Origin of the sequence: Flavobacterium kingsejongi, from assembly GCF_003076475.1 — a bacterium.
Taxonomy (GTDB): domain Bacteria; phylum Bacteroidota; class Bacteroidia; order Flavobacteriales; family Flavobacteriaceae; genus Flavobacterium; species Flavobacterium kingsejongi.
Genome location: NZ_CP020919.1, coordinates 2873131 through 2885859 on the forward strand (window position 1 = coordinate 2873131; position 12729 = coordinate 2885859).

The following is a 12729-nucleotide window of genomic DNA, read 5'->3' on the forward strand; positions in this document are numbered from 1 at the left end:
ATATGTTTTGGAACCGTCAGATTTTCAGGAACATAAAAAAACCGCTTTATCGAATGATAAAGCGGTTCAGTATATAGTGGAGCTATACTTAGTAGTTTACATATTCTGTAATTTCAAGACCATAACCGATCATTCCAACACGTTTCGAATGCTCTGAATTGGAAACCAGCCTGATTTTTGAAATATCAATATCATGCAGGATTTGAGCGCCAATCCCAAAGTCTTTATTGTCCATTTGTACTTGTGGTGCTTTATAGATACCATCAGCCTGTAAGGCTTTCAGTTCGCTGATACGGTTCAGCAGGTCCATTGGTTGCACTTCCTGGTTGATGAATACTACCGCTCCTTTTCCTTCTTCGTTAATACGTTTGAACATATTATCCAGTTTCTGGTCGGCATTATTGGTTAATGTGCCAAGGATATCAGAATTTACCTGGGTAGAATTGATCCGTGTTAGGATTGGGTCACCGGCATTCCAGGTTCCTTTGGTCAGGGCAAAATGGATTTGCTTGTTGGTTTTTTGCTCATAAGCACGCAGGCGGAAGGTACCGAAACGCGTTTCGATATCAAAATCTTCTTTTTTGGTGATCAGGCTGTCGTGCTGCATTCTGTAAGCGACAAGATCTTCGATAGAAATGATTTTCAGGTCGAATTTTTTAGCCACTTCCAGAAGCTGGGGAAGCCTGGCCATAGAACCATCTTCATTTAGGATCTCAACCAATATCCCTGCAGGTTTGAAACCAGCAAGGCGGGCAAGGTCAATAGTTGCTTCAGTATGTCCGGTTCTTCGCAATACGCCGCCTTGTTTGGCACGAAGTGGGAAAATATGTCCGGGACGGCCTAAGTCTTCCGGTTTGGTATCGTCAGAAACCAGGGCTTTAATCGTTTTAGCACGATCGTGTACCGAGATTCCTGTCGTACAGCCATGACCTTTCAAATCTACCGATACGGTAAACTGGGTTTCATGGAGTACAGTATTATTGGTAACCATCAGGTTCAGGTCCAGTTCTTTACAGCGGGCCTCAGTCAATGGAGCACAGATCAGTCCGCGTCCGTGAGTGGCCATGAAATTGATCATTTCCGGGGTTACTTTTTCAGAAGCAGCGATGAAATCGCCTTCATTCTCGCGATCTTCATCATCAACAACGATAATTACTTTTCCTTGTCTGATGTCTTCGATTGCTTCTTCTATAGTGTTGAGTTGTGTTGTTGGAGTAAGCATTGTATGTGTTATTTTTTTTTGGACTTAGTGAATTTTTGAAATAATTTCTGAAAGGGCAGGAGGATAACATCCATATTAATCAGCCCGATATCATTGGTAGCCCTGTAGGTCAGTAAAATGGCCAGCGGGGTCAATACGATAGAAGACATCCAAGACCCTAAAAATGGGCTAAGGCTGTCATCCTGCGCAATTTTCCTTCCAAAGGTATTAATAAAGTGGAAGATGATAAAAATAAGGATCGCAAATACTATGGGAAGCCCAAGGCCTCCTTTACGGATAATAGCGCCAAGCGGTGCACCGATGAAAAACATCAGCAGGCAGGCGTAAGCAATCACAAACTTCTCGTGTAAGGCCAATAGGTGGCCGTTTATATTTCGTTTTTTATTTTCAAGCCCGAATTTGGTATCATTGATTACCGTGCGGGAGCTCATAATATTACTATTGGCGATTTCCAGGATTCGGGTTTTGTCGCCTTCCGGAATGATTTTTACCAGATCATTGACAATGGTATCTTTTTTAATAGCACTATTGTTCTGGAAATTAATAAGGACTGAGTTGGCCGCTCTTTGGTAGATGTTTTCGGTATAGGAAACAATATCCCTTTTGTAATTATTGTCCAGGGAATCCAGAGTATAATTCAATTCTTTGACATTTAGCATCGAATTGGTATTGGCCAGGTTTTCCGCATCCACATCCACATTATTTAATTTGCTTAAATCCATGTTGATGGTATATTTTTCAAAAGTACTTTTAGCGAATGGCATCTTTTTGCGCTCTTCGTATTTCTTAGGGATGATGTCTTCATACGAATGCCCATCATACAATACCAATTGCAGGATATTGGACTGTTCGCTACTCAGCAGTTCCCCTCTTTTAGCCTGGATAACGGTAGTGTTATCCCCGAGGTTGTTTTTTTTGTGTATCGTGACGCCGGTTAGTTTTTCGCCTTTCTCCCCCGATTTTTTATCTACTTTGATATTGAGGTTATTGATGCTGTTAAACTGTCCTTCCGCAATCGCCATTGCAGGTTTTACCTGGGCAATGTTCCGCCTGAAGTTATCGAATTTATACTGGGCATACGGAATCACATTATTAGCAAACATAAACGCTGCAAAACTGAGCATGAGGATAAAGACCATCAGGCTTCGCATGGCGCGCTGTAAAGAAATACCGGACGATTTCATCGCAGCAAACTCATAATTTTCGGCAAAGTCACCAAAAGTCATAATAGAAGCAAGCAAAATCGTAAGGGGTAATACCAAAGGTACCAGCTTGGGCATGGAAAGAATCAGGAACTTGATGATCAGGAAGAAATCCAGGTCTTTTCCGGCCAGTTCAGCAATAAACAACCATACAGTTTGCATGATGAATATGAAAAACAAAATAACAAATACAGAAGTAAATGTCGTAACGAAGGTTTTTAGAATGTAGCGGTCAAGAATTTTCACCTAAAAATTAGTCTAATTTGTTGATGTAGTAATTTGGATATTTACTTTCGGTAAAGGTAAACTGATTTTTTGACAAAGGCTGATTTGTTTTGAAAGAATTTATGGTAAAAGTTTTACGGGCACCATTTTTACTCGTTTCAATCATATTATAGATGTGTTTCGTCTGTACATCAATCCCTAAGAGGATTTCTTTTCGGGAATCTTTGTTGCTTAAAGGCAATAATTTGATGTATTGGATTTTACGGCCTTTGACGTTTTGTGGGATGTCCCAGGAATATTTGTAGCCACTGCTGAAAAAAGTCAGGATTTTAGAGGGTGTAAACTCACTGGAGCTGTTTTCGTCCAGTCTTGAAATACTGATTTCCTCATCCTCGGGGTTGATGGTATATACTTTCTTCCCATCAGAAATACGGGTAATTCCCATGAAGTTAAGGTAATACTGGCTGTCTTTCAGTGTGACGTCACCACGGCTTTCCTGATTGATATTGTCTTTAGGGCTAGTGTAGGAATATTTAAAATCAAGAGTGATATTATCATAGCTTCTTACCTTCGCAGCCACCTGGTCCAGCAGTTCTTTTGCATTTTTTGAATCCTGGGCCTGAAACGTAAATGGTAGTAAAAACAGTATGATAATTTGTAGGAACTTTTGCATCTTAATTGTTGTTTTTTTCATTATCTAAAAAATAATCAAGAGATGTCAAATCAGGCACCAATACATTTCGGGCTTTACTGCCCTCAAAAGGGCCAACGATTCCGGCCGCTTCCAACTGGTCAATTAGCCTTCCGGCACGATTGTATCCCAATTTCAATTTACGTTGCAGTAATGAAGCTGATCCTTGTTGTGCATTTACAATAACTTCGGCAGCTTCCCTGAATAACGAATCTCTATCGGTGATATCTATATCAAGATTGATGCCACTTTCTTCCCCGACGAATTCCGGTAACAGGTAGGCATTTGGATAGGCTTTTTGCCCTCCGATGAAATCGGTGATCTTTTCTACTTCTGGCGTATCGACAAAGGCACACTGTACCCGTACGATATCATTACCATTGGTATACAGTAAATCTCCACGGCCAATCAACTGGTCGGCACCAGAAGTATCCAGAATGGTTCTGGAATCTATTTTGGAGGTTACACGGAATGCAATACGTGCCGGGAAATTCGCCTTAATCATACCGGTAATTACATTGACGGAAGGCCGTTGTGTAGCGATGATCAAATGGATCCCAATAGCACGGGCCAACTGTGCCAGTCGGGCTATAGGAAGTTCGACTTCCTTACCCGCTGTCATGATTAAATCGGCAAACTCATCCACTACCAGTACAATATACGGTAAGAAACGGTGCCCGTTTTCCGGGTTTAGTTTCCGGGACTTGAATTTTTCATTGTACTCCTTGATATTCCGTACCATCGCATCTTTAAGCAAGGAGTAACGGTTGTCCATTTCGACACAAAGGGAATTCAGGGTGTTGATTACCTTATTATTATCGGTAATAATGGCGTCTTCGGTATCGGGAAGCTTGGCCAGGTAATGGCGTTCTATTTTGTTGAACAGCGTAAGCTCTACTTTTTTAGGGTCCACCAGTACAAATTTTACTTCTGCAGGGTGTTTTTTATACAATAAGGAAGTCAGGACTGCATTCAATCCTACCGATTTTCCTTGTCCGGTAGCTCCCGCCATTAATAAGTGGGGCATTTTGGCCAGATCGACTACAAACGTCTCATTGGAAATTGTTTTTCCTAATGCAATTGGCAATTCCATTTCGGCTTCCTGGAATTTAGCAGAAGCGATAACGCTTCGCATGGAGACCATTGTAGGATTCTTGTTCGGTACCTCGATACCAATTGTCCCTTTACCCGGAATAGGGGCAATAATCCTGATTCCCAACGCGGCAAGTGACAACGCAATATCGTCTTCGAGGCTTTTAATTTTAGAGATTCGGATTCCTGCTTCGGGTACGATTTCATACAGCGTTACGGAAGGCCCTACTGTAGCTTTTATCTGGGCAATTTCTATTTTATAATTGCGGAGTGTTTCGACAATCCGGTTTTTGTTTTCTTCGAGTTCTTCCTGGTTGATCGTAATACCGCCGGTGGCATATTCTTTCAGCATGTCAATAGGAGGGAACTTATAATTGGAAAGTTCCAGCGTAGGATCAAATTCGCCGAAATCGGCTACAAGTCTGGAAGCCAGGTTTTCGACCAGTTGGTCTTCTTCCGCCACTTCTTCGATGACAAAGGAATCATTGGTATTTTCTACTACCGGTTGTGGCTGGGGTACTACCGGTTTTGGTTTGGTATCCAGTACAATTTCAGAATGATGGCTGATAGTTGGTGTATTGTGTGCTTCTTTGTTCAGCTCAAATTGGGACACTACAGGTGGGGTTACTTTTAAAACAGGCTCCGGGATAAATTCTTCTTCGTCTTCGAAGGCTTCTTCTGGTGTTCCAAGTGGCATTGGGATTGTATTTTCAACCGTATTGTCTTCTGCAGGAATATAGCTATCGCTGGTTTGCCTCAGATTAGCATCTGCTGGCGTCATGCTTTCATTGATTTCGGATTTGGTTCGTTCGAAGAATGCTTTTACGGCATCCGGGGAAATACGGATTTTAAAGACCAGATAGATAATCAGCCCGAAAAGCAATACAAGGAAAGTACCCGCTTTACCGAGGTAATCCTGTAAAAAGAGGTTCATCTCAAAACCGATTACACCGCCAAGTTCCGGCAATTGGGAACCAAAGAAGCCCAATAATATGGAAATGATGATGATGGCAAAGACATCCCAAAACCAAATTTTCTTTAATTTTAATATGGAGAGGTCCAGGATTAGGTACATTCCGGTCAGGAAAAATAAGCGGACGAATAGGAATGAGGAGGCTCCGAATCCACGATAGAGGAAAAGATCGGAAAGATAGGCACCGAATTTACCCAGCCAGTTTTCTACTGGGGCATTTCGGTCACTAAATACTACCAATTGGCTTTGGTCGTATTTTCCGTTGCTATAAAAAGAAATAAATGCAGTAAGTAACGCAATGGAAAAAAGTACCAAAAGGCTTCCGATCAGCATTTTATGCTGGCGGGTGAGTTTCCATGATTTTTTAGGGGTTGAATCTGCAGTTTTTTTCGAAGCTGCCGTTTCTTTTTTTGTTGTTTTTGCCATTCCTTTTATTGATGATATTGTAAAAATAAATAATTTAGGGCGATATTCTATTTCTACAAGGCCAGAATTAATGGGATATAGATAAATAAACCAATCGTTAAGGCTGCCAATGCCGCAAAAAATACGGCGCCGGCAGCAATATCTTTAATGAATCCTATTTTCTCGTGGAAATCGGGATGGATAAAATCAGCAATCTTTTCGATGGCTGTATTCATTCCCTCGATGCCCAGTACTAAGCCAATCGCCAAAAACTGAAGCATCCATTCCACATTGGATATTTTAAAATAAAATCCAGCAATCGTAACCAGGACGCCTATTGAAAACTGCACCATGATGCTGTGTTCGGTAGTGACCAATTTATAAGCTCCCATAAAGGCATAGCGGAAACTTTTGATTCGTCCGGTTATAAAAGAACTCGATTTTTTCATTTGAAATAAAAAAGAGGTTAAAGTACAGCAAGCGCTGCCTCATAGTTAGGCTCGTCAGCAATCTCTGCTACTTGTTCTGTATGGATGATGTTTCCGTTTTCGTCAATGACCACGACTACTCTCGAGTGCAATCCGGCTAATGGGCCATCTGCAATCTCTAAACCGTAAGCTTTTCCGAAACTTCCGTCTTTAAAATCAGAAAGATTAATTACATTTTCTAATCCTTCTGCGCCACAAAATCTTTTTTGTGCGAATGGGAGGTCTCTGGAAATGCACAATACTTTAGTATTTTCCAGTTGGGCTGCTTTTTCGTTAAATTTTCGAACGGAAGCGGCACAGGTTCCGGTATCTACACTTGGGAAGATGTTCAGTACCAATTTGCTGCCTGCGAAATCGGAAAGTGAAACCACAGATAAATCCGTTTTTACCAGTTTGAAATCGATTGATTTTGTCCCTGTTTTTGGTAAATCACCAGTAGTGTGTATTGCGTTTCCGCCAAGTGTTATTGAAGCCATTTTTTCTATATTTATTAGGGGTCAAAAGTATGAAATTATTATGGGGAATACAACGTTGCCGGATAAAATCAAAAGCGAGTCAAATGAAGGGATGGATGTATTTTTAAAGCAGGATGTTATACTGTAGCCGGGAGAGAATAATGTGATAAAATTATTTTGTACAAAAAAAACGCCTCCGTTGCCGGAAGCGTTTTTAGAAATGTAATCGGAATTTATTTATCGATAGAACCCAATACGCGTTTCATAAACGTATTCAGCGCTTCTTTTTTGTCCATACCTTCTTTTACCATTTTACTGACTTCAACTGCTCCATACATATTAGAGATCAGTTCTGCAATCACATCAAGTTCTTCATCCTTTAGGGTGGAGAGTTCGGTCAGGTTTTCCAAAACGTCGATAGTTTCCAAAACGTAATCCTGGTCGTTTTCCTCGATAAATTGGGTCAGGTGTTTAATTACTGGTAATTTCATGTACTAAATCGTTTAATATTTCCTGTTTATTGGTTTGTGTCTGATTTACTAGTGCCCCGTTGACAAAAGTAGCAAAGGTAGGTAAGTTACTTACGTTAGCCAGTTTTCGGGATTCCGGGAATTTCTCTGCGTCTACGATAACAAAAGTTACCGCTTCATTTTCAGTCGCCAGTTTTTTAAATTTTGGCTTCATGATCCTGCAGTTTCCACACCAGGAAGCGGAGTACTGGACTACCACTTTTTCATTGTTGGCTACTAATTCTTGTAAACCATCTTCATTTAATTCAATTAACATAGCAATTTGTTTTTAAATTAGTTTGAGCTTAAGTAGTCAGCAACACCTTTACGGTCTGCGTTCATAGCATCTTTTCCTTCTTCCCAGTTTGCAGGGCAAACTTCTCCTTTTTCCTGAACGTGTGTATAAGCATCTACCAAACGAAGGTATTCTTTTACATTTCTTCCTAATGGCATATCATTTACACTTTCGTGGAAAATTTTACCAGTCTCATCAATAAGGTAAGTCGCTCTGTACGTTACATTAGATCCTTCAATGATTACAGAATCCGTTTCTTCGCTATAGCTGGTAGACTCGATGTCAAGGATACCCAGGATATTAGCCAGGTTACGGTTAGTATCTGCAAGGATAGGGTAGGTTACACCTTCAATTCCACCGTTGTCTTTTGCTGTGTTTAACCAGGCAAAGTGTACTTCATTGGTATCACAGGAAGCTCCGATAACGATAGTGTTTCTTTTTTCAAATTCTGGCAAAGCAGCCTGGAAAGCGTGTAATTCAGTAGGGCATACAAAAGTAAAGTCTTTTGGGTACCAGAATAATAATACTTTTTTGTTATTGTTTACAGCCTCTTCAAAGATGTTGATTTTTAAATTATCTCCCATTTCAGAGATAGCATCTACAGCAATGTTTGGGAATTTTTTACCTACTAATGACATATTATTTAATTTTAAAGGTTATACTTTTTTGTACTGCAAATGTATTTCAATTTACCACCACCGACAATAGTTTAAAATTATATATTTTTATTTCGATATAAATAAAATTGATATGATTGGTTTATTAATCATTATTTAATATGGTTTTATATATTTGTTCGCGACAAACTAACTTACACAGACTACTATATGGCTTTTTCGAATCTATTCAGAAAAAAAACGGTACAGGATATATTAAAACAAATAGATAAATCAAACGCAGAAGGCCATTCTTTAGGAAGACATCTTACTACCCGGGATCTCACCGCATTTGGTATCGCTGCGATTGTTGGAGCGGGGATTTTTAGTACGATTGGTAAGGCCAGCTCTGATGGAGGGCCTGCTGTTATCTTCCTGTTCCTGTTTACTGCCTTAGCCTGTAGTTTTGCTGCATTTGCTTATGCTGAATTTGCTTCTATGGTACCTATTTCAGGAAGTGCCTATACTTATTCGTATGTTGCCTTTGGTGAAATTATAGCCTGGATCATCGGATGGGCACTTATCATGGAATATGCCATCGGAAATATTACGGTAGCGATTTCGTGGAGTGATTACTTTACCGGATTACTCGAAAGTGGCGGGCTTCACCTGCCCCAATGGATACAGATGGATTACCTTTCGGCCTCTAACGGCTTTAAGGAAGCGACTGCGCTTATGCAGGGTGGCAAACCCTTTGCAAATCTGGATTCGGCTTTGCAGGATGCCTATACTGCCTGGGTAAATGCGCCTACTATTGGTTCTTTCCACCTGGTGGCGGATCTTCCTGCTTTGTTTATTATTGTATTGATTACGGCACTGGTTTACCGGGGAATGAAAGAATCCCGAAACGCCAGTAACCTGATGGTTGTCGTGAAATTATGCATTATATTATTGGTCATAGCCGTTGGTGTTTTTTATGTAGATACTGACAACTGGACGCCTTTTGCACCGAATGGTGTGAGTGGGGTTTTAAAAGGTGTTTCTGCTGTATTTTTTGCCTATATTGGTTTTGATGCTATCTCAACCACGGCAGAAGAATGTAAAGATCCACAGCGGGATTTGCCGCGCGGTATGATGTGGGCTATTGTCATCTGTACGGTTTTATATGTTGTTATTGCACTTGTCCTTACCGGAATGGTGAATTACAGCCAATTGAATGTTGGGGACCCACTCGCATTTGTATTTGATAAACTGGATTTGAAATGGATGTCCGGTATTATTGCGGTGAGTGCGGTAATCGCCATGGCGAGTGTATTGCTTGTATTCCAGATGGGACAACCGAGAATCTGGATGAGTATGAGCCGTGATGGGCTGCTGCCAAAACGTTTCTCCAAAGTACACCCGAAATATAAAACCCCTTCGTATGCGACTATTGTTACTGGTTTTGTAGTGGCTATTCCAGCTTTATTCCTGAACCTGACTACGGTAACCGATTTGTGCAGTATTGGAACCCTGTTTGCATTCGTACTCGTTTGTGCAGGTGTATTGGTATTGCAGGATAAACCAGGAATTCCAAGAGGAAAATTTAAAACACCTTATATCAATTCGAAATTCATCGTTCCGGTTGCATTGATTCTGGGGCTTGTATTTGCGTTTAGCTATAACAAAACAACAACCATGGCTTTTATCAATAATGAACGCCAGGTTTTTGATCCTTCCGCGATTGTAACGTCACTCGATAAAAACCAGGCCGATGCGGTATACCAGCATTTGGTAAGCCTGGACAACGATAATACCACTGCTACCACACCCGATTTAGAGCATATTTTAAGCCGTTACAAGCAGAGTGGGGAATATGGAAGTGTCGTAGATTCATTACCGATTACCGAACAGCAAAAATATGAAACAGGATTTAGCCTGTTCAAACATAAAATTCCAATGTGGATATTCCTGATTTCCCTTATTGGTATCTCCTATTGGGCTATCCGACGCAATCTTTCCCTGATTCCACTTTTAGGGCTGATCTGCTGCCTTTATATGATGGCGGAACTCAGTGTATGGAATTGGATTTATTTCACCATCTGGCTGTTGATCGGACTGGTCATTTATTTCAGCTTTAGCCATAAAAACAGTAAACTGAATACCATTGCTGTTGATGTTACATCCTTTTCTTTATAAAACAAGTAGCAATGATCAATACAAAAAGAACCCGCCAATAAGCGGGTTCTTTTTGTATCCAAGCAGATGTAAGGGGAGCTGCATGTAATTGCAATTGATAATGTGCAAGCTGTTTAAAGGTTGGATTACAGGATCACAGCATATAAAAAAAATCCGTTTCGGTGAGGAAACGGATTTTTTAGGATTGCAAATTACTTTTTCAAATGCAGGTCAAAATAATTGGCTATTTTTTGGTTCAGGTGTACTCTGTCTTTACCTCTAACATTATGTTCATGGGTAGGGTACAGGAAGTAATCAACCTGTTTTCCTGCTTTGATACAGGCTTCTATAAATTCCATACTATTTTGTTGTACCACTACATTATCCTGGGCACCGTGAATTACCAATAGGTCTCCTTTTAACTGGGCAGCCTTTTCGATAACATTTGCTTTTTTATACCCTTCCGGATTCTCCTGAGGCATATCCATATAGCGTTCGCCATACATTACTTCATAGTAATCCCAGTCACATACCGGACCACCTGCAACACCTACTTTAAAAGTGTCGTTTTGGTTCAGCATCAGGGAAATAGTCATGAATCCACCAAAACTCCATCCGTAAACACCAATTTTATCCGGATTTACAAAGCTTTTGGATTTTAGGAAATCAATCCCTTTCATTTGATCTGCCATTTCATTCTGGCCGAGGTTACGGTGAATTACATGTTCGAAATCACGGCCTCTGGCATCGCTACCACGGTTGTCTAACGTGAAAACCACATAGCCATTTTGTGCCATATAATAATCAAATAGCGTAGCTCCTCCTAATAGGTTGTTGGTAACCAATTGTGCATGTGGGCCACCGTATACGTAAACCATTACAGGATATTTTTTTCCTTCTTCATAATTTGCAGGATAGATCAGTCGTCCGTTCAGGGGCGTTTTTCCATCTGCGGCAGTAATGGTTACCAGTTCCATTTTTGGCAATACCGTTTTTCCGGCATACGGATTATCAGCTTTAACCAGTACAGTAGCTTTTTTGGATTTGATATCAATGATTGCTACTTCATTTGGTGTAGTTGTACTCGTGTAGGCATCTAAAATCAATTCACCATCACTGCTTACAGTGGGAGCATGGGTTCCAGAAACTGTGGTAAGTTGGGTTGTTTTTCCCGATTTAAGGTCTACTTTATACAACTGGCGGTCCAGTCCGTTATTGGCAGTTCCGATGTAAAATACATTTTTAACCGCCGTATCAAAGTCCAGCAGTTTTTTCACTACAACCTCATTATAACCCAATTTGCGTAGCTGTTTTCCATCGGTATTGTACAGGTACAATTGCTCATACCCATCTTTTTCAGTACGGTATAGGAATTCTGAGTCACGATTTGGTAAAAAGGTAAGGTCATGCAGCGGTTCTACATAAGTAGTTGCTTTTTCTTCAAACAGCGTTTTAACGAGTTCCCCGGTTGCTGCATCATATTTGTTCATTTTCAGGTGATTCTGTTCCCGATTCAACACACCAGTGTATACATATTTTCCGTTGGGATCCCAGGTTACTGTAGTCAGGAACTGCTCTTTTGGTTCGCCTGTTTTCAAAGTGATTGCTTTGCCGGTTTTTACATCGTAAACGACCAGGGTCACTTCTTCACTTTTCATACCCGCCATTGGATATTTAATATCCTTAACTTCTGCCATCCTTTGCCCAAAATCAATCAGCGGATAGTTTTTTACCATTGTTTCATCCTTACGGTAATACAACAGTTTGTCATTTTTTGGGCTCCACCACATTCCTTTGTCAATACCAAATTCCTGGCGGTGTGTGTAGTCACTTCCATTGACAATACCGGCATCCGTATCCTGGGTTACAGGCGTAGTTTTTCCCGTTTTATCGGTAATACGGATATTGTTTTTCTCCAGCCATGCTGCATAGTTCCCATCGGTAGAAATACTTTGGTTTGCTGCTTCCTGTGGAAATGCAAAAGCATCGGTAATTGTTTTATTCGCCACATCAAATGCGACAGTATAAGCTAAATTTTTACCGGTAACCTCTAAGAGTAGCGTGTTTTTATCTTTCCACTCGTACGTGTAAGGAAACATCCTCAGATTGAATTCATCGGAAGGGAATTTCTTTTTTAGTAAGGCTTGCAATTCATCTTTGGTTACCAATACACTTTCTGTCCATTGGTTGTCCTGGCTTTTGGTGAGCAGGCTGGAATAGCGGCTGTCTAAGTAGGTGATGGCTTTGGTGTCCTTGCGCCATTTCCCGGCAACCAGGTTTTTTGGTGCAAATGCCTGGTATTGTCCTAAAGTGGCCTCTTCAATGGTTAAGTTTTTTTGTGCAAAAGTTACTGAACCAAGGAGTAGGAACAGTAGTGATATTTTTTTCATAATAAAAATTTAATGGGCTAATTTACTCA

Annotated in this window: 11 protein-coding genes; 1 reads left to right on the forward strand and 10 read right to left on the reverse strand. The window is 40.6% G+C overall.

Features of this window, described 5'->3' with window-relative positions; genetic code table 11:
- Positions 1-88: 88 nt before the first annotated feature.
- The 9 genes from ribB to FK004_RS12840 form a co-directional block, all read right to left on the reverse strand.
- The gene (gene ribB, locus FK004_RS12800; RefSeq protein WP_108737606.1) at positions 89-1222 is read right to left on the reverse strand and encodes a 3,4-dihydroxy-2-butanone-4-phosphate synthase; all 1134 of its coding nucleotides are present in this window, start codon (positions 1220-1222) and stop codon (positions 89-91) included.
- 8 nt (positions 1223-1230) lie between these two features.
- Positions 1231-2670, reverse strand: coding sequence for an LptF/LptG family permease (locus tag FK004_RS12805; RefSeq protein ID WP_108737607.1), 1440 nt, complete (start codon positions 2668-2670; stop codon positions 1231-1233).
- Positions 2671-2677: 7 nt separating this feature from the next.
- Positions 2678-3322, reverse strand: coding sequence for an outer membrane lipoprotein periplasmic chaperone LolA1 (gene lolA1 / locus FK004_RS12810; protein WP_108737608.1), 645 nt, complete (start codon positions 3320-3322; stop codon positions 2678-2680).
- Position 3323: 1 nt separating this feature from the next.
- Positions 3324-5831 carry a DNA translocase FtsK gene (locus FK004_RS12815; protein ID WP_108737609.1) on the reverse strand — a complete coding sequence of 836 codons (2508 nt, stop codon included), beginning with the start codon at positions 5829-5831 and terminating at the stop codon, positions 3324-3326.
- Between the two features lie 53 nt (positions 5832-5884).
- Complete coding sequence (locus FK004_RS12820) at positions 5885-6259, reverse strand: diacylglycerol kinase family protein (RefSeq protein WP_108737610.1); 375 nt, start codon at positions 6257-6259, stop codon at positions 5885-5887.
- Positions 6260-6276: 17 nt separating this feature from the next.
- Positions 6277-6774, reverse strand: a complete 498-nt coding sequence (tpx, locus tag FK004_RS12825) for a thiol peroxidase (RefSeq protein ID WP_108737611.1) — start codon at positions 6772-6774, stop codon at positions 6277-6279.
- Between the two features lie 212 nt (positions 6775-6986).
- Positions 6987-7244: a DUF6952 family protein gene (locus FK004_RS12830; RefSeq protein WP_108737612.1), complete on the reverse strand. Its 258-nt coding sequence runs from the start codon at positions 7242-7244 to the stop codon at positions 6987-6989.
- Positions 7225-7539, reverse strand: a complete 315-nt coding sequence (locus tag FK004_RS12835; RefSeq protein ID WP_108737613.1) for a thioredoxin family protein — start codon at positions 7537-7539, stop codon at positions 7225-7227. The genes FK004_RS12830 and FK004_RS12835 overlap by 20 nt, the downstream gene beginning before the upstream one ends.
- A 17-nt stretch (positions 7540-7556) precedes the next feature.
- Positions 7557-8195: a peroxiredoxin gene (locus FK004_RS12840; RefSeq protein WP_108737614.1), complete on the reverse strand. Its 639-nt coding sequence runs from the start codon at positions 8193-8195 to the stop codon at positions 7557-7559.
- A gap of 189 nt (positions 8196-8384) precedes the next feature.
- Between FK004_RS12840 and FK004_RS12845 the strand changes: the two genes are divergently transcribed.
- A complete protein-coding gene (locus tag FK004_RS12845) occupies positions 8385-10331 on the forward strand; it encodes an amino acid permease (RefSeq protein WP_108737615.1) in 1947 nt (648 codons plus the stop codon).
- Positions 10332-10522: 191 nt separating this feature from the next.
- On the opposite strand, the gene FK004_RS12850 is transcribed toward FK004_RS12845, so the two are convergent.
- Positions 10523-12700: a S9 family peptidase gene (locus tag FK004_RS12850; protein WP_108737616.1), complete on the reverse strand. Its 2178-nt coding sequence runs from the start codon at positions 12698-12700 to the stop codon at positions 10523-10525.
- Positions 12701-12729 lie beyond the last annotated feature (29 nt).

Bases quoted from the DNA above. Each gene is read 5' to 3' on its own strand.
- ribB (WP_108737606.1), bottom strand. From the start codon at position 1,222: ATGCTTACTCCAACAACACAACTCAACACTATAGAAGAAGCAATCGAA.
- lolA1 (WP_108737608.1), bottom strand. From the start codon at position 3,322: ATGCAAAAGTTCCTACAAATTATCATACTGTTTTTACTACCATTTACG.
- FK004_RS12815 (WP_108737609.1), bottom strand. From the start codon at position 5,831: ATGGCAAAAACAACAAAAAAAGAAACGGCAGCTTCGAAAAAAACTGCA.
- FK004_RS12820 (WP_108737610.1), bottom strand. From the start codon at position 6,259: ATGAAAAAATCGAGTTCTTTTATAACCGGACGAATCAAAAGTTTCCGC.
- tpx (WP_108737611.1), bottom strand. From the start codon at position 6,774: ATGGCTTCAATAACACTTGGCGGAAACGCAATACACACTACTGGTGAT.
- FK004_RS12830 (WP_108737612.1), bottom strand. From the start codon at position 7,244: ATGAAATTACCAGTAATTAAACACCTGACCCAATTTATCGAGGAAAAC.
- FK004_RS12835 (WP_108737613.1), bottom strand. From the start codon at position 7,539: ATGTTAATTGAATTAAATGAAGATGGTTTACAAGAATTAGTAGCCAAC.
- FK004_RS12840 (WP_108737614.1), bottom strand. From the start codon at position 8,195: ATGTCATTAGTAGGTAAAAAATTCCCAAACATTGCTGTAGATGCTATC.
- FK004_RS12845 (WP_108737615.1), top strand. From the start codon at position 8,385: ATGGCTTTTTCGAATCTATTCAGAAAAAAAACGGTACAGGATATATTA.
- FK004_RS12850 (WP_108737616.1), bottom strand. From the start codon at position 12,700: ATGAAAAAAATATCACTACTGTTCCTACTCCTTGGTTCAGTAACTTTT.